Raw genomic sequence first — 18,572 nt, 5'->3', positions numbered from 1 at the left:
AGGCTCCTTAAGTCCGATATGCCGCATTGATGCGGACGTAATCATAGGTCAGGTCACAGCCCCAAGCTGTCGCAGAGCCTTCCCCATTATGAAGATCGACAACGATTACAACGGTATCGCCCTTCAAATATTCCAGTGCCACTTCCTCGTCGAATGCCACCGGACGGGATTGCTGAAGGGTCACGATGTCGCCCAGGCGGATGTCGACCGTAGCCGGGTTAACCGGCTGTCCCGCACGGCCAACCGCCGCAATGATGCGGCCCCAGTTGGCATCGGCTCCGAATACAGCCGACTTCACCAAGGAGGAGCCGATCACCGTCTTGGCAATCGCAGCAGCCGAATCGTCGCTGACCGCCCCGTGCACTTGAACCTCAACAAGCTTCGTCGCGCCTTCTCCGTCTCTCGCGATCGCTTTGGCCAACACTTCGCATACATAACGCAGCGCGGCAGCGAATGCCGCCCAGCCTTCATGCGCAGGCGTAAGCTCGGCATGGTCCACCAGTCCGCTCGCCATAGCGACCAGCATATCGTTCGTGCTTGTATCGCCATCAACCGTAATCATATTAAATGTATAGTTCGTCGCCTGGCGAAGAAGAGTCTGCAGCGCTTCGCTCCCAATCTTCGCGTCGGTCGTCACAAAGCCGAGCATCGTCGCCATATTGGGATGGATCATGCCTGAGCCTTTGGCAGCGCCTGCAACTGTTACGGTTTTGCCATCAAGCTCTAGCTCCACGCATACCATCTTCTGCACCAAATCGGTCGTCAGAATCGCTTGGCAGAAGCCGTCCGCGCCCGGCTGCCCGCCATCCAGCTGGGAAGGCAAAGCGTCAATGCCGCTGCGGACTTTGTCCATCTTCAAATTTTCGCCGATTACGCCCGTTGACGCTACCGCTACATGGTCAACCGGAACGCCTATCGCTTCAGCGAATCTGGCACGCATCTCATAGGCGTCTGCATCGCCTTGCTCGCCAGTACAAGCGTTGGCATTGCCGCTATTAACGAGCACCGCCTGCAGCAGGCCTTCCGCTGCGATGCTTTCTCTTGTCACTTGCAAAGGAGCCGCCTGGAATACATTCGTCGTATAGACGCCCGCCGCCGTTGCTGGCACTTCGCAGACGATCGCTCCCAGATCGTGGCGTGTTGTTTTTTTCAAACCGCAATGAAGTCCTCCGGCCCGGAATCCCTTAGGCGTCGTAATCGAGCCATCCGCTACCACTTTGAACGGAGTTGACGCAGTGTCCTGTCCCATCGTGAATCGTTTCTCCCTCTTATGAAATGAAATATGATTACGGATAAGCAGGAACAAATTGGAGACCTGACGTCTCATCCCAGCCCATCAAAAGATTTAAGTTCTGAATGGCTTGGCCTGCCGCGCCCTTCACCAGATTGTCGATAACAGAAATAATCGTAACCCGGTTCGTACGCGCATCCACCGCAAAGCCGATATCGCAATAATTGGAGCCCCATACTTCCTTCGTTCCTGGCCATTGTCCTTCCGGACGAATACGTACGAAACGGCGGCCCTCATAGTACTCTTTATACAATTCGATAAAATCGCCAAGGCTCCTATTATCCTTAACGGTTGCATACATCGTCGACATAATGCCGCGCGTCATTGGCACAAGATGAGTCGTGAACGTCGTCACAATAGGCATACCTGCCGCATCGGACAGCACCATCTCGATCTCAGGCACATGCTGATGTTGGTTGACCTTGTAAGCCTTGAAATTCTCGTTCAATTCCGAATAATGCGTGCCCAGAGATGCCCCGCGGCCTGCGCCGGAGACGCCAGACTTCGCATCGATAATAATCGATGCCGGATCGATAAAGCCCGCTTTGATCGCCGGTACGAGTCCAAGCAGCGTTGCTGTCGGATAACAGCCCGGATTGGAGATAAAATCGGCGCCTCTCACGTTCTCGCCGTAGATCTCCGCCAGACCGAATACCGCCTTCTGTAAATACGCCTCATCTGCAGCAGGTTTCTTGTACCATTGCTCGTACAGCGCAGGAGACTTGAGACGGAAGTCGCCGGACAAATCAATCACTTTCAGACCGGCTTCCAAATACTCAGGAGCCAGCTTGGATGCCACACCCGCAGGCGTAGCCAGAAATACGACGTCCGCCTTAGCTTTGATTGCCTGCGCATCCACGCCGTCCAGCAGTTCTTCACGAATGCCGGTCAGATGCGGATATCCTTCCGCAATCGGCGTTCCCGCGCTGGAGGACGAAATGACTGACGTCACTTCCGCATAGGGATGCGACTCCAACAGACGCATCAATTCCACCCCGCCATAACCGGTAGAACCAACAATTGCCACACCTATCTTCTTGCCCATCATGCATCTCTCCCCACTTGCGAACCGCTGCTGGATCGACGGATGACCCCGTCAGCTTCAGAATGCGGCTCTAATCTTGGCAAGCCGATTCTCCGGCACAATCGCACGGGCTTCGGCTTTATGTATAGCGCTTTTCTCATGTCGTTCCGAATGAAAATTCGTCCGTACTCTAGGAAAAGCCTCGTTTTTTATCTACAACTTCTTATTGTACATCATTCAGAAGTTCGTGGAAATATAAGTTCGTTGTGTATTATTATACAGTCATGCTAATATTAATACAACGCCAATTCGCCGTCTTTTTCTGCCAGAAAACAAGGCAAACGCTTTAATCATCACGACGCTCGGGCCAGCGTTGTTCCTTAGCTATTTTCCAGCTTGAAACCTTGCCCAAGCACCTCAGCCGTATTGCTAATAATGACAAAAGCGCCTGAATCAATAGATCTGACCAGCTGCTTCAATTTAGATACCTCGTTCTGTCCAACAACGACCATCAGTACGGTGCGTCCTGCGCCGGTGTATCCGCCATGACCGTCCAAGCGAGTTAGGCCGCGGTCCAAATCGTGAAGAATAGCTTGCGCCACCTCTTCCGTATGCTCACTGATAATGAACGCTACCTTGGAGAGCTGAAGGCCATTTTGCACAAAATCGATCGTCTTGCTGGTTACAAATAATCCGATCAACGCGTAAAGCGACGTTTCCGGCGAAAAGACAAATCCGGCGGCGATAATGACGCAGCCATCGAAGCAGACAACAGCCAAGCTATATGGCAAGCCGGTAAACCGATGCAGCAGTTGAGCTGCTAAGTCGAGGCCCCCTGTAGAACCGCCGCCGCGAAATACCAGTCCAAGGCCGAGGCCAACCCCGATGCCGCCGTAGATGGCAGCCAGGATCGGATTATCTGTCGGTGCGGGCACAGAAGCCGTCAACAAGACGAATAACGGAAGCAATAATGTGCCGAGCAGCGTCTTGGCGCCAAACTTCCGTCCGAGCAGCAGCAGACCTCCAATGAACAACGGAATATTAATCGCCCATTGCGTTAACGCTGGAATAATACCGGTCAGCTTCTGCACCAAAATCGAAATACCCGACACACCTCCGGATGCAATGCCGTTAGGCACCAAAAACATGTTGAAGCTCAGCGCTACAATCATTGCCCCAAGCAATAACTGCATAATGTTCCATACGATTTGCGCTTGCGGATTTCTTCGCTTTACCAGGTCACCGCGTCTCATCTTTCCCACTTCCACTCGTATCATCTCCTTATTCCAAAAAGAAGAGTTCCCTCACCATTACAGTGTTGGAACTCTTCCTCTATGCTATGCAAAACGTGTATCTTTCATTATGCGTCGTGACGAATCTGGTTACGCAAGTATCCGTCAATGAACGCATCCAGGTCGCCGTCCATTACGGCGCCTACATTACCGGTCTCTACCGAGGTGCGGTGATCTTTGACCATGCTATAGGGATGGAATACGTAAGAACGAATCTGGCTGCCCCACGCGATGTCCGATTGCACACCGCGAATCTCGGCCAGTTCTTTCATCTGCTCCTCGATCTTCCGTTCGTAGAGCTTCGACCTCAGCATCTTCATCGCCCGATCACGGTTCGCAATCTGTGAGCGCTCTTGCTGACAAGCAACGACGACGCCTGTCGGCATATGCGTAATCCGGATCGCCGACTCTGTCTTATTGACATGCTGTCCGCCGGCGCCGCTTGCGCGGTACGTATCGACCTTCAGATCTTCCGACCGAATCTCGATTTCGATGGTATCGTCGATCTCCGGCATGACGTCGCAGGAGGCGAAGGAGGTATGCCTGCGTCCCGCGGAATCGAACGGCGAGATGCGCACAAGACGATGCACGCCCTTCTCAGCCTTCAAATATCCGTATGCGTTATAACCTTTGATCAGCATCGTGACGCTTTTAATACCAGCCTCATCTCCGTCATGATAATCCAGCACCTCGACCTTGAAGCCCCGCTTCTCAGCCCAGCGCGTATACATCCGGTACAGCATCATGCCCCAATCCTGGGACTCTGTGCCGCCCGCGCCCGGATGCAGCTCTACGATAGCGTTCAGCTTGTCATGAGGCTGATTCAGCAGAAGCTGCAATTCGAAGTCGCTTACCCGGCCCAGCAGCTGCTCGACACCTTCGCTTAGCTCCTGCTCCATGGACTCGTCATTCTCTTCCTCGGCCAGCTCCAGCATCATCTGTAGCTCTTCATGATCGTTATTCAGCTTCGCATATTTCTCTACGACCGACTTGACCGCGTTCAGTTCGGAAATGAGTGCTTGCGCCCGCTCGTTGTCGTCCCAGAAATCGGGCATCGACATCTTCTCTTCGAAGTTGGCGATCATCTCCTGCTTCAGATCTAAGTCAAAGAGACCCCCTAAGTTCTTGGAGACGCTTCGCCATTTCACGCAAATCCTGTTTGACCGTAATGTCTATCATGGCTTCGCTTCACCTCAAATTAGATTACTTGCCGTGGCACTGCTTATACTTCTTGCCGCTGCCGCATGGACAAGGATCGTTGCGTCCTGCACGCTCTTCACGCTTCGCTGGACGTTTCTCCTGTGTCTCGCCGCCGCCGCTTGTCGAGGTCGTCTGGCCTTTCACGACTTCTTGACGCTCCAGATTGCTCTCAACGCGTGCCTTCATAATATATTTTGCGACTTCCTCTTGGATCGTCTCGATCATTTCCTTGAACATCTCGAAGCCTTCGAATTGATATTCGCGAAGCGGATCGGTACCGCCGTATGCCCGCAAATGGATACCTTGACGAAGCTGATCCATTGCGTCGATATGATCCATCCACTTGCTGTCTACTGCACGCAGCACGACAACCTTCTCGAATTCACGCATCGTCTCAGGTCCAAGCGCCTCTTCACGCTCGTTGTAAAGCGCAACGACTTTATTAAGCAGGAACTCGTTAATTTCTTCTTTTTCCTTGCCCCAGATATCTTCCTTCTTCAGAGAGCCTTCCTCAAGCAGATTGGCGTGGACATAATCCACGATCGCTTGCAGATCCCACTCCTCCGGAATATCTTCGGAACAATGTGCATCCACGATACGATCAACGACCGGCTTGATCATCTCCATGACCTCGCTGCGGATGTCCGCCGACTCCAGAATATCACGGCGCTGCTTGTAGATAACCTCACGCTGCTGATTCATCACGTCGTCATATTGCAAGACGACTTTCCGCGTATCGAAGTTGCTGCCCTCTACCCGCTTCTGGGCGGATTCAACGGCTCTTGAAATCATACGGCTCTCGATCGGCTGGTCTTCCTCCAGACCGAGACGGTCCATCATGGCCATAATATTCTCAGCACCGAAACGGCGCATCAGCTCATCTTCGAGCGACAGATAGAACTGCGAGGAGCCCGGGTCGCCTTGACGACCGGCACGACCACGAAGCTGGTTATCGATCCGTCTGCTCTCGTGACGCTCTGTGCCGATAATATGAAGTCCGCCAAGCTCTCCAACGGAGTCGCCCAGCAAAATATCCGTACCCCGGCCAGCCATGTTCGTCGCGATGGTGACGGAGCCAGCTTGACCCGCGCGCGAGATGATCTCTGCCTCTTCGGCATGGAACTTCGCATTGAGGACTTTATGAGTAACGCCTCTGCGCTTCAGCATCTCGGACAGCTTCTCGGAGTTCTCGATGGAGATCGTACCGACTAGCACCGGCTGCTTATTCGCATGGCGTTTCACGATTTCTTCCACAACGGCTTTGAATTTGCCGTTCTCGGATTTGTACACGACATCCGGTATATCCTTACGAATCATAGAACGATTCGTCGGAACTTGGATTACGTCCAGACCGTAAATCCGGCGGAACTCTTCTTCCTCCGTCTTCGCTGTACCCGTCATACCCGCAAGCTTGCGGTACATACGGAAGTAGTTCTGGAACGTGATCGTGGCAAGCGTCATGCTTTCGTTCTGAACCTTGAGCTGCTCCTTCGCCTCGATCGCTTGGTGCAAGCCATCGCTGTAACGGCGGCCGGACATCAGACGGCCCGTAAATTCATCGACGATAACGACTTCGTCTTCTTGCACGACGTAATCGACGTCACGTTTCATAATAAAGTTCGCTTTCAGCGCTTGCTGAATGTGGTGATTGACGGTTACGTTGGCATGGTCAAACAAGTTCTCGATGCCGAAGGCGCGCTCTGCCTTCTCCACCCCAGACTCGGTCAAAATTGTATTACGAAGCTTTATGTCGATCGTGAAGTCCTCTTCTACTTTCAAACGGCTCACAAAACGATCCGCTGCATGGTACAGCTCTGTCGACTTCGCAGCTTGTCCCGAAATAATAAGCGGGGTACGCGCTTCATCCACGAGAATGGAGTCCACTTCGTCAATAATGGAATAATAAAGAGGACGTTGTACCATCTGCTCTTTGTACAGCACCATATTATCGCGCAGGTAGTCAAATCCGAATTCGTTGTTCGTGCCATATGTGATATCGCAAGCATAAGCCTCTTGCTTCTCAGAATGAGACAGGCCATGCAGGTTGCATCCAACTGTCATCCCTAAGAAGTTATAGAGCTGGCCCATGATCTCGCTATCGCGCTGTGCCAGATATCCGTTGACCGTAACAACATGCACGCCTTTGCCAAGCAAAGCGTTCAGATATACGGGAAGCGTCGCTACGAGCGTCTTACCTTCACCAGTCTTCATCTCGGCAATCTTGCCTTCATGCAGCACCATGCCGCCAAGCAGCTGTACGTCAAAGTGACGCATGCCGAGTGTACGCTTCGATGCTTCCCGTACGGTCGCAAAAGCTTCCGGCAGCAGAGCGTCAATCTCCTCGCCCTTCTCCAGGCGAGCCTTGAATTCATCCGTCTTCGCGCGCAGCTGCTCATCTGTCAGCGCCGTGAACTTTGATTCCATGCTATTAATTTCATCAACAGTGCGTTGAATGCGTTTGACTTCGCGTTCATTCGCGTCTCCGAATATTTTCTTAACCAGTCCGAGCATGGTTTTCCCCTCTTTCGGTAGTAGGTCTATTTGTTTTAAATTGTAACAGTTTGTAGACCCTGCCGCAATGTACCCCGGGCAGCGCGATCGAGAGGACCGGGAAAGGCTATTTCCCGAAAAGCCATGCCAGAGCATCCGGCACATACCGGACGCCCTTTTCGAACGAGTGAACATCGCTTTCATAGATATCCAGCTTGACCGTCTCCGGGGTCATATTGTATTGGCTCAAATACGCCCATAAGGTTCGATTGTTCGGAACCATCCATTGCTGGCCGTTGGTCCGCTCCGAACCTTCAGCATGGCCCACATTCATGTAAAGGCGCTGATTCGAAGGCTGGAGCTTTAGCCGCTTGATCCAATCCACGATGCCCGGATACCAGAAGGAACCGGAGAAGCTTCCGATTTTGCCAAACTGGCGGGGGTACAACAGCGCCGTATAGACAGATATTAGCCCGCCGAAGGAAAACCCCATAATGCCGGTATGCTCCGCTTCTGGCAGCGTCCGAAACCGGTCATCGATATACGGCTTCAACTCCGTAGCCAGCCACTCGGCGTATTGAGAAGCATTGCCGCCAAACAGCTTGCCGGGCTCGAACACATTGGGAGCAATGAACGGCGTATACTCGTCATTCCGGTCCAGCGGTTCGATGCCGACAAACAGGAACTCCAGCATGCCTCCTTCGGCCGACCTCGCTCCAATCCGCTGCAAAATATCGCTATGCTCAGGATCAATCAAGTCTCCTCCATCCTGAACATATACAACGGGGTAATGCTTTTCACCGATCTCATAGCCTTCAGGCAAATACAGATGCAGCCGATGATCCTGAAACCTATCGCTCACATACGTAGCTTTCATAATATGAAGCCTCCCCTTCTCCCTCTTCCTTAAGGGGTCAAATACTCCAGCATTTTCTCGACTACATATCGGATAGCAAGGGGTCCTCCGGCGTCAATGGAGACGTCCAGCGGATACACCCTTTGCTCCTTGACCGCATTAATCGAGTTCCACACCTTGCTTTTCCCCAGTTCCGCAAAGTGGGTATCCATATTGTCCAAATAGTCTACCAGGAAAATGATGTCCGGGTTCAGCTCAATGACCCCTTCCAGCGAGACCATTTCTTCTTGGGTTTTATATTCGCCCGGCGACTGGAGGCCCAGACCGAGCTCCTGGTCGTATACGTATTCGACGGAGCTTTCGTCGAGTACAAAAAATGTGTTGCCGTTGTCCGCCGGACGGAGGAACGTCACTTTTTTGCCTTGATAAGGTGCAAGCTCGCTTCTTGCTTCGCTCATCAATGCTTCCAAATCCTTGATATAGTCATCTGCCAATTGCTCCTTGCCAATTAGTGAAGCATATTCGCGCAGCATTTCTCTCCAGCCCATCTCGGAAGTATCGAGCATGGCGACCGGCGCCAGCTTGCTCAAATCCTCATACGCCTCATTATGTGTGCCGGCAAACGCCACAATCAGATCCGGGTTCAGCTCGGTCATCAATTCCAGATTAGGCGTAACCACTTGGCCAATATCCGTCACACCGGCCGATTCCGCATAAGGCTGCAGCGTCTCGAAGGACGACAGGATGCGGTCGGCAAGCGTGGATGCAATCGGCGGCGTATCCAGCGCAAAAAAATACTCCATCATCGCAAAATGCATCACAACGACCCGCTCCGGCTGTTTTTCGATGACGATGTCTTTGCCCATGGCGCCCTTATATGTCCTTGGCCATGTCTGCTGTGATGCCTGTTCATTCGCAGCTGTCTCCGTCGGTGACATTTCTCCCCCCTGCAGCGCTGCTGCTGCTGTTGTATTTGAAGCCCCGGCACCGCCGGCCGCATTCCCTGATCCGGAACATGCGCTGAGCAATAGAATAATCCCCATCATAATCATGGCGAGCTTTCCTTTTTTCTCATAAAGAAACATTTCTGTATTCTCTCCCTTGTTGGTTTCATTATAGTGATAATCATTCTCACCACTATTGAAATTGTAGTTCCGACGCTTCCTCGGAACAAGGGAGGATCTGATCCTGTTTATATAACGATCTGCTCTTGTTTCATGCACACCACCCGCGTTCTCTTTATATTGAAGGGGCGTTTGACCCGTATGTTTTTTGAATGTTTTCGCAAAATAGGACAGATCCGCATATCCGACGCCCTCGGCAATTTCTTGTACGGAGGTATCGGTGCGGCGAAGAAGCTCCTTCGCTTTTTCGATTCGCACGCCAATTAAAAAATCGATGGGGCTCTTGCCTGTCTGCCGTTTGAATTGCTTTGTAATGTAGGGCACGCTATAATTCAGCGCCTTGGCCAAAGAATCGAGCGTGATTGGCTCCCTGTAATGCGCGTAAATGTAACGTGTAGCCTGACCGACCAGATCCGGCTCATAGCGGCTATCCGACTGCTCACCCATTTGCCGGAGCATCTCGCAAACCCAAGCGTGAAATAGCGTTTTGGCCTGAAACTGCCTAAAAGCATCGGGGCTGTCGCTATTCCAAATGGCCAGCAGTTCATCGAGCTTGTGCAATAGCGATACCGGCTCATGGGGGACAAAACAGTATGGAGCCAACAGGCGATTGCTGCTCTCTGTCAAAAAAGCAATTTCCTGTCGGTAGGATCGGGCCATCTCGGCTTTATAATAGAGAAGATAATATTCGAAGGGTACGTCATAAGCGGCCATTCGAAGCACAGCGCCTTTGGACCCGTGAATGAGCTGGCAACGGCTAACCGTATAACGAACATCGTTGATTTGCACCTGCGCACTGCCGCGTACACTGAACAAAAAGGCATGCGCCGGAAGCGCATGGCCAGATCCCACTTCGCCCGGCAACATCTCGCAGCGCCGGACATCCATCACCTTGATATACATATGATTCCACAGCACCATTAGCTCATTTAAAGACATATCCATCCTCCGATATCCGGCTTTGTCCTTTCATTATAATTGAAATTGATTATCATTATCAATAAGGGGAGGGGACATTTGTATTCAGCGGTTATGTAAACCATTCAGCTCCACAACGCTCAACGATGCCTCGCGAATCAAAAAAGCCCCGCTCCTTATCGGAGCGGGGCTATCAGTATTCAATGTAATTTGATTATAAATGGAAAGGACTCAGTTTTGTTCAATTAATCCGTACTTTCCGTCATCGCGCTTGTACACGACATTGACTTCTTTATTGTCGGCATTGGCGAATACGAAAAAGTTATGTCCGATCATATTCATCTGGAGAATGGCTTCCTCCACGTCCATCGGCTTCAACGTAAACCGCTTGGTTCGTACAAGCTCCAGATCATCCTCTTCCTCAAGTACGCTAACTGCGGAGCCTTCTTCACGGAACAAGGCTCTCACTCCGCTGCCCTGTCTGAATTTGCGATTGACTTTGGTTTTGTGCTTGCGGATCTGCCGCTCCAGCTTATCGACCACCAGGTCGATCGAAGCGTACATATCTGCGCTCTTCTCCTCGGCTCTGAGCATGACGCCGACTAGCGGAATGGTAACCTCTACTGCGTGCTGACCTTTCGTCACGGATAAGGTTACTGTGATTTCGGAGGCGATTGGGGCGTCAAAGTACTTCTCCAATCGGCTTAATTTCTTCTCGGTGTAATCTCTCAAAGCTTCTGTCACCTGAAAGCGTTGACCTCGAATGTTGTAATTCATGGGGCATTCCTCCTTTACATGCTCTTATTATAGCATATGCAGGAGCCTAATTCAAAAGAGTTTTTAGTGTATTTGGAATTTTCAGAATTTTAATGTCTGAAAAGTGACAGACTTTTCGGCCCTATTTAATGTACACTTTTCTATCATTTAAACAAACAGAAAAAAGCTCCGGAGAACCGGAGCTTGAGTGTAATAGGCACTGTCAATTGAACCATCTATACAGTGGCTAATGATAGCCGGATGATTACAGTTTGACTACGTTTGCAGCTTGTGGACCGCGTGCGCCTTCTACAATGTCGAATTCAACCGCTTGGCCTTCTTCGAGTGTTTTGAAGCCTTCGGATTGGATTGCGGAGAAGTGAACAAATACGTCGCCGCCTTGCTCAGTCTCGATGAATCCATAACCCTTCTCTGCGTTAAACCATTTAACTTTACCTTGCATTCGCAAACATTCCCTTCATCTTCAAATACTGTGAGGCGTCTTAAGGTCTGGCCCACAATCTGACTATACCACCGAAATCATGGAATTGTCAAACAATTTGTTGTAAGCGAATACATGTGCGGTATACCTAGATTTTCTCTATGTTAATGATGACTCAAATTTCGCCTTGGTATTCTTTGCGTTCTCGAAAAAAGCAGCCGCTTTCTCCTTCTGTCCGGTAACCTCATAGTAAGCAGCCAGGTTATTCATCGCCGAAAAACTTCCTGTACCAACAACGTTTGCATAAGTACTGTTCTCTCCAATTGTCAGACAACGTAAATAACATTCTTCAACTTTGGGAAGATAATGAATATACCGTTCTGGGTTGCTTATCATTAGATCCAAGTAAAAAAGTCCGCAAACAAAGTGGAAATCCGCAAAATTTGCTAAGGTTTCTTGCCATTCATTGATAACCTTAAGTCCTATTTCAAAGTTTCGTGTCGCGTTTACTGAATACATATAATCCACCACTATATTAGGTGCAAATGGTTCATTGCCTTGCATTAGTTGATAAGCCTTACTTAAATAATCAAAAACACGATTATGTTCCTTTAAGGCATTAAATTCTTTAGCAATCTGAAATAAATAATAGGCATCCTGAGGATGATTACTTAATTCCTTCGTTAATATATCTATGTTTCTCCTAGATTTATTAGTATTATAATATCCATCGTGAAAAACATTCACATCAATGATTTCACTCGGAAGATCGGAAGCAATCTGTTCGTGGATACTCCCCACATATCGACAATGTGCAGGAAACAGTCTCTTAATATACACATTAGAAAAGGCCAATCCGTTTTCCCCTACAAATTTATTAGTAATTCTTATTCTCCCAATTGACTGACGCTCGCTTATAAAAGTCCGTATAGTATCGCCACAGTCATTTAGAATATACTCATCAGCATCCAGCACAATAACCCATTGTCCTGTCGTTTGTTCAAGCCCATAGTTCCTTGCAGCAGCAAAATCTTCTTGCCATTCATATTCGAAGATTTTCGCTCCGAATCCAGAAGCGATTTCCTTAGTTGAATCAGTCGAGCCTGTATCAATCACAATTATTTCATCAACCACTGTAAGTACACTGTTCAAGCATCTGGCCAGCACTTTCTCTTCATTACGAACGATCATGACTAGAGATAACTTTATCATCAGGTGCTCCTTCCTTCCAAAACTGAATACCTTATTTATCGTCAGACGTAAACCGATATATAATATAATGATCTAACCATCGGAGGTTAACATGACTAAACTTCTTTCCTTATGCATGATTGTAAAAAATGAAGAACAAGTTCTTGCTCGTTGTCTCGATAGCGTTAATGGATTAGTAGATGAGATCATAATAGTTGATACTGGCTCTACCGACTCCACACGCAACATTGCTCTTAGATATACTACACATGTGCTTGATTTTCAATGGAATAGTAACTTTGCGGCTGCGCGAAACACATCCATTCAACACGCAACCGGCAAGTGGATATTAATACTCGATGCTGATGAGTATTTAAATCACTCAGATCACTCTTCACTTCGAGACACACTTGAATCTATTTATCGGGACTCAGATCACTTGCCCACATTTTTATTGCCGATACACAACTTTACCGGAAAGTCAGCTGACGCATCCCAAATTATGATATCTTCAGGAGCTCGAATTTTCCCGAATTTCAAAGGGATCTATTATATAAATCCAATCCATGAGCAACTAACGAAAGATAATGGCTCGCTAGTATTAAAAGAGTTTCAATTCCCCATATATCACGATGGATACACAGAAGTTCGAGTAAAGAGCCAAAATAAATCAGACCGCAACCTGAATATTCTGGAGTCTATGAAGACTCCTCAAAAACTATCAGATCCTTATTTTTGCTTTATACTGGCCAATGGATATAATAGTGTAAACAATCATGAAGCAGCTTTATTATACTATCGCACTAGCTTTGCAGCAAGCAAACCACAAGACGCATGGTACTCACATCTCTTAGATAATTTAATTTCAACTGAACTTCAATTTCAGCATTTACCGGAAGCTTATAAGTTAATTACTGAAGCTATTAACAGATCACCAAAAATTGCAGATTATCATTGTTATCTCGGAGTATTTTTTGAACAACTTGGATATCTTGACAAAGCCATACTGCACTTCAAAGACGCCATTCAAATCGCCGAGACAGCATCAAAAGATGGGAAGGATTACTGGAAAGTACAACCTTCTTACGGTACAACTGTCCCTCTGCGAATGATTGGTATGATTTATTTTAAACTTCGCAATAATCATGAAGCAGTTCGATATTGGGTCAAATTACTCCAATTGCAGCCGAAAAATTATAACGTACTCCGACAATTATTCGAACTGCTAATCCAAAATGAGCAAGATAATGCGATCATACAGCTATTCCAGAAATTATATCCAAATACAAATGAGATAGAACACGCAACACTATTTCAGATGGGATTATTAGCTGGAAGCTTATCTCTAAGTAAACATTATTTAAGTAAACTGAATATTTCTCTCTCGCACAATGACCAACTATCTTATGAATTACTCAGTCATTCAAAATCACCGATTTTCCCGAATGATTCAAGCGCCTTTTCATCATCTGTTGGAATGTCGGCTGCAATTATTTACAACGACTATACGTATTTGAAACATATAGTAAACGTAGATAATCTCCGTTCATGCGAAGAATTATGGCTTCATTTCCAGAATATTCGTAAGGACTCAACATACCAACCATTATTATCTGACGAAGCTTCAAGTCTTCTCGCAGATGTATTGCTACTATTTAAAAAGTATAATTATGTTGATACTTATTATGACCTCTTACAGATCCTGGCGAACAGCCATACGATAAACCAATTAGCTAATCGTTTGTACTCTCTAGGATATTGGAATGAAGCAATTGAATTATTTGCAATACTTCTCGATAATGATGCTGTATCTGAAGACAGCCTCGCTAACATAGGACAATGGCAGCTAATGAACGGAAATCCGGATGATGGCATATTATTCATGGAGGCCGCTCTTAGTCTAGCACCTACCCATGACCTAATTGGATGGGTACGCTCTTTCTGCTCGACCGAGCAATCTACATCATTTCTAGATAGTTATTTGACCACTTATGCAGAAATGAAAAACCTTTCCTTCCTACTTTAATTCTCGTTCTAGAAATTAGTTAGCCTTGTACAAAGAAACAGCTTGTCTCAATTGAGACAAGCTGTTTCTTTGTTATTCCTTAATTATATGTGATTATAACTTCATTACTCACTTGACCATCTGGGTTAGTTACAGTTACTACAACAGGTCCTGAGTAACCAGCCGGAAGGACAAAAGCTAAACTTTTTGCAGTGTAGTAATACTGTTCCGTCACTGGTACGGAATTAATAGATATGATAGAGCTTTTGTTGAAGTTCGTTCCCGTAATATAAACGAAATCTCCTGCTTTTCCAGTCGCTTGTGACAAGTTTTTAATGGTAGGGGCTGGTAATTGAGGCCCGTTGTCATATACGAATGCAGCACTTGCTGATGTGCCCGTTCCTAAAGTAACAACTAACTGTACTTCCCCCGTTACTGGACTTGCAGGTACGGTAACTTGCAAGCTGGACTTACTCAAATAGACAGTAGTAGCAGCAATACCATTAATGCTAACCACTGCAGACCTATCAAAGTTAGTACCAGATACATAAATTACTTCACCACCTGTTTTATTGCCACGTGCAGGTGATAAACTCGTTATTGTCGGAGTTACAGCTATATATTCATATCCATTCTCTATCACATCAGTAGCCCCATCAGGATTAGTAACTATAACATCTACAGTTCCTGTTGTGCTTACAGCTGGTACTACGGCAGTAATAAGAGTCTTACTCCAGAAGGTTGTGCTAACCGTCTGATTACCGAATGTCACAGTTGCGTTACGAACAAAGTTGTTGCCTGTAATATTAACTAGCTCGCCACCTGTGGTTAACCCACGATTAGGCGATATACTTGTTACCTCTAATACTGGAATTACCGGAAGTTTATACTCGTAAGCTTGTGGCAAAGTCGCTTCATGGATGTCCGTTACAACTTTAACATCCACTTTACCTGCAGCTTCCCCTGCTGGTACGGATACCGTTAATTGCGATGCATTAAATTGAATGATCTCCGCTTCTTTATCGCCTATAAATACTTTTGTAACATTTCTTACAAACTTTTTACCGCTTAAATAAACTATTTCACCACCGGCAATCAATCCGCTATTTGGACTGATACTCGAAAGAGTAGGTTCCGGATATACTATAGGATTGTATGTATATGCATCAGGCAAGACATACAACTCGCCTTCTGCATCACGTACTGATACGCTGGTCAGTCCTAGAGCATCACCAGGAGGCACAATGATGCTTAATTGGGTTTTAGATTGAAAAGTGGTAGCAGCCTCTTTGGAGCCTACTAGCACTTTAAGATTTTTATTAAAATTCTTCCCGTTTACAAATACTTGTTCTCCACCGGTAATTATTCCAGAATTAGGCGTGACAGATAAAACTACTGGCTCTGGTTGAACAGGCTCAATATAGGTATAACCGTCAGCAAGTGTAGTACTCGTGCCATCTGGATTCGTGAAAGTAACATCAACCGGACCAGCTGTTGTAGTTGGAGGTGTATTCAAGACAATATAAGATAATCCCGTATGGGAGGATATCGTTGCCGGAACGTCTCCGAATTTAATACTTAAACCTTTTACAAGAAAATTCCCCTCTACAATGACGATATCTCCGCCCGCTACTGGTCCACTATTTGGAGTAAATGTAGTTATGACAGGATTGGTCTTGTACTGATATGGAATGCTTGCATATTGTGAATCAGGATTCGTAACTCTAACCTCTACAGTACCTTGTTTTCCACTTGGGGTTACTGCAGTGATTTCATTATTACTAACTACAGTTACTTGACTTGCTTGCTTACCCCCAAATGTCACTCCAGCACCAGGCAAGAAATACTCTCCTTGAATCGTTACTGTTTCCCCTCCGTCTGGATGACCTGATGGTTCTGTAATTGAAGTAATAGTTGGTGCTGGGAACCTCACGTCAACATTTACACTAGGAATGCTCTTGACACGACTAGCCCCCGCATAATCTAAATATGTAATGCTTGAAGTGTTAAGAGACACTGGGAATTTACCAGTAACCGTTGCATCCACAGGTCGAATCTTATAAGTAAATGAAAGTGTATTATTTTTCAATTCATTAAACGTCCAGGTCAGGGTATTTCCGGTTACCGTTGGTTTAGGGATGTTATGATCATAAGATCCTGGTACAATCTCAAAATTACTCCCGACAACATCAGATACTGCGACATTATATGCGCTTGCTAAGCCAATCTCTCTTACGATTGCTGCATAAATCTCACTTAGGCCAGTTGAGCCCAGTACAAAATGATGATGATTTGCAGTTGTAGCCATCTCTTTCAACAACACGTTCGGACCGCTTGTGGCCGGATCATCTGTTGCCTTAAGCAGTGCAATTGTATAGAAAATGATTCCTTCTTCTTTAGCTTGCATAGCTTTTTGTTTTGCATAGCCATAAGGATCATTAGAAGGTTGTGTTGCATCACCATCCGTCATAATTACTATAACTGGTTGCGCTTCAGGCCGATGATTTGCCAATAATGCTCTAGCAGTATCAATTGCATCTCCTGTTGCTGTTGAACCATTTGCTTGTATCGTATCAATGTAGCTTTTCGCTGTTGTTTTATCAGTTGTAAAATCTAATGAATCGATCATATTGGACCCAGAAAAATCCACTACTGCAACACGATGCTTTGACAAATCCATTAAATCTACGAAACCTTTAGCCGCTTCTTTGGCATTTGTCATTTTATCTTCACCATTGTTATAACCAGGTGCCATACTCCCTGATTTGTCTATAACTAGTACTACATCATTCGGCATCACTACATTTACAGGCGGAGTACCTGTAATATTCAGAGTAATTTCCGTCTCCTCTAATGTTGAAATTTTTGTTGGATTTGCGGTTTTGGTTACCGTTACATAATCCATCAAAGAAGCTGTTGCTTGTTTAGGACCTAAAAAAACACCACTCACAGCGAACCATAGCATAAACAAAAGCAACATGTTTTGCTTAACCTTACTCATGTTTTTCCTCCTCTAATATAAATAAAAACAATAGCAGGTTGCTATTGTTGGATTACCAATTCAATGGGCAACCTGGCAATCTTCTCTCGGACTTAAGAACCGAGAGTTAAGACCCATGGCTTTGCGTCACTATATTTCTATAGCTTTGCTAATATTCTATTTTAGTACTATTTTCATGGGTCTAATTACTATATTAGTTTATTTTACCGACTTTTACAAGCGTTCAATTCTGCTTATCAATAAAATAGCCTGTATGTTGAATGTATTCTCCTTGATAAGCTCCACGCGACTTTCTACTTCCTGATATGAGCTCCAATTTTGAGCTTGCATGAGTCTTAAATTGCAGATAGCGGTTCCGAGATATGTGTTCTAGTTCTATACATTCCTTCATTATATCTCGATCAGCTTCAGAATAAATATAGTTACTAGATTCAATGATTTGGCTAATACTTTCCCGTAATTTAACTTGCTGATCTTGAAGAGAAAGAAGCAAATCATAGTTTGCTTCTTCTTCAAGATCAAGTTGATTGATTGACCTTGTCAACTCTAGCAACTCCAGCAATAAAGACTCTACACTGCTAGTCGTCATGTTGTTGCCACCTGCCCATTGGGTGCAAGTTCTTTTAGCGCATCTGCCCATGTATCGCGGAGCTCAGTCACTAAACGGATGCACTCCTCAGCCGCTTCTAGATCTTGCTTAGCATTCGCCTCAAAAAGTCTTTCATTGATATAGATGTACAGACTATTTAGTTGCAACGATAATTCATACTCCATATTTAAGGTTGACTGAAGCTCATCAATTATGTTCTGCGCCTTTACAAAATTAGTATGTTTACCTGCATAATCACGCTTCTCTAAACACATGACTGCCAGCTTCATAAACTTAATGCACCCACTATAGAGCATTAACGTTAATTGACCCGGGGATGAAGTCTGAATTTTTGTATGCAAATAATTACTCTGTGCTTGTTGCATCATCTAA

Annotated in this window: 14 protein-coding genes and 1 riboswitch; of the genes, 1 reads left to right on the top strand and 13 read right to left on the bottom strand. The window is 46.5% G+C overall.

All coding sequences use genetic code 11. From position 1 onward, the window contains the following. Window positions 1-7 precede the first annotated feature (7 nt). The 10 genes from argJ to ACFVSO_RS24505 all read right to left on the bottom strand — a co-directional run bounded on the left by argJ (window position 8) and on the right by ACFVSO_RS24505 (window position 12,605). The gene (gene argJ / locus ACFVSO_RS24550) at window positions 8-1,249 is read right to left on the bottom strand and encodes a bifunctional ornithine acetyltransferase/N-acetylglutamate synthase (RefSeq protein ID WP_387478830.1); all 1,242 of its coding nucleotides are present in this window, start codon (window positions 1,247-1,249) and stop codon (window positions 8-10) included. A gap of 37 nt (window positions 1,250-1,286) precedes the next feature. Then, entirely contained in the window at window positions 1,287-2,336 is a 1,050-nt protein-coding gene (gene argC, locus ACFVSO_RS24545; RefSeq protein ID WP_387478910.1) for an N-acetyl-gamma-glutamyl-phosphate reductase, read from the bottom strand. A gap of 359 nt (window positions 2,337-2,695) precedes the next feature. Beyond that, window positions 2,696-3,568 (bottom strand): YitT family protein, encoded by an 873-nt coding sequence (locus ACFVSO_RS24540; RefSeq protein WP_387478907.1) that lies wholly within the window; start codon window positions 3,566-3,568, stop codon window positions 2,696-2,698. A gap of 107 nt (window positions 3,569-3,675) precedes the next feature. Then, window positions 3,676-4,786 (bottom strand): peptide chain release factor 2 gene (gene prfB / locus ACFVSO_RS24535; protein WP_387478828.1). Its coding sequence is split into 2 segments (ribosomal slippage): window positions 3,676-4,713 and window positions 4,715-4,786, totalling 1,110 coding nucleotides; the frame shifts between segments, so codons are not numbered across the junction. 24 nt (window positions 4,787-4,810) lie between these two features. Continuing rightward, the gene (secA, locus tag ACFVSO_RS24530; protein ID WP_387478826.1) at window positions 4,811-7,318 is read right to left on the bottom strand and encodes a preprotein translocase subunit SecA; all 2,508 of its coding nucleotides are present in this window, start codon (window positions 7,316-7,318) and stop codon (window positions 4,811-4,813) included. A 106-nt stretch (window positions 7,319-7,424) separates the two neighbouring features. Beyond that, window positions 7,425-8,174: an alpha/beta hydrolase gene (locus ACFVSO_RS24525; protein WP_387478824.1), complete on the bottom strand. Its 750-nt coding sequence runs from the start codon at window positions 8,172-8,174 to the stop codon at window positions 7,425-7,427. A gap of 29 nt (window positions 8,175-8,203) precedes the next feature. Continuing rightward, window positions 8,204-10,216 carry a helix-turn-helix domain-containing protein gene (locus ACFVSO_RS24520; RefSeq protein WP_387478821.1) on the bottom strand — a complete coding sequence of 671 codons (2,013 nt, stop codon included), beginning with the start codon at window positions 10,214-10,216 and terminating at the stop codon, window positions 8,204-8,206. A 210-nt stretch (window positions 10,217-10,426) separates the two neighbouring features. Beyond that, entirely contained in the window at window positions 10,427-10,972 is a 546-nt protein-coding gene (gene hpf / locus ACFVSO_RS24515; RefSeq protein ID WP_387478818.1) for a ribosome hibernation-promoting factor, HPF/YfiA family, read from the bottom strand. Window positions 10,973-11,216: 244 nt separating this feature from the next. Then, complete coding sequence (locus ACFVSO_RS24510; protein WP_087569424.1) at window positions 11,217-11,414, bottom strand: cold shock domain-containing protein; 198 nt, start codon at window positions 11,412-11,414, stop codon at window positions 11,217-11,219. A gap of 138 nt (window positions 11,415-11,552) precedes the next feature. Beyond that, entirely contained in the window at window positions 11,553-12,605 is a 1,053-nt protein-coding gene (locus ACFVSO_RS24505; protein ID WP_387478814.1) for a glycosyltransferase family 2 protein, read from the bottom strand. A gap of 91 nt (window positions 12,606-12,696) precedes the next feature. Between ACFVSO_RS24505 and ACFVSO_RS24500 the strand changes: the two genes are divergently transcribed. Next, on the top strand, window positions 12,697-14,610 hold the full coding sequence (locus ACFVSO_RS24500) for a glycosyltransferase (RefSeq protein ID WP_387478811.1): 1,914 nt from the start codon (window positions 12,697-12,699) through the stop codon (window positions 14,608-14,610). Between the two features lie 79 nt (window positions 14,611-14,689). Here the strand turns inward: ACFVSO_RS24500 and ACFVSO_RS24495 are convergent, their stop codons facing one another. From ACFVSO_RS24495 to fliS, 3 genes are all read right to left on the bottom strand, one after another. Beyond that, window positions 14,690-17,590 (bottom strand): IPT/TIG domain-containing protein, encoded by a 2,901-nt coding sequence (locus ACFVSO_RS24495; protein ID WP_387478808.1) that lies wholly within the window; start codon window positions 17,588-17,590, stop codon window positions 14,690-14,692. A 63-nt stretch (window positions 17,591-17,653) separates the two neighbouring features. Further along, window positions 17,654-17,750, bottom strand: a riboswitch (cyclic di-GMP riboswitch). A gap of 63 nt (window positions 17,751-17,813) precedes the next feature. Beyond that, window positions 17,814-18,179, bottom strand: coding sequence for a hypothetical protein (locus ACFVSO_RS24490; RefSeq protein ID WP_387478806.1), 366 nt, complete (start codon window positions 18,177-18,179; stop codon window positions 17,814-17,816). Next, a complete protein-coding gene (gene fliS / locus ACFVSO_RS24485; RefSeq protein ID WP_387478804.1) occupies window positions 18,176-18,568 on the bottom strand; it encodes a flagellar export chaperone FliS in 393 nt (130 codons plus the stop codon). The genes ACFVSO_RS24490 and fliS overlap by 4 nt, the downstream gene beginning before the upstream one ends. Window positions 18,569-18,572: the final 4 nt, after the last annotated feature.

The sequence above is a fragment of the Paenibacillus sp. NPDC057967 genome (assembly GCF_042887015.1).
Lineage (GTDB): Bacteria > Bacillota > Bacilli > Paenibacillales > Paenibacillaceae > Pristimantibacillus.
This window is presented reverse-complemented; position numbering and strand designations above follow the sequence as displayed.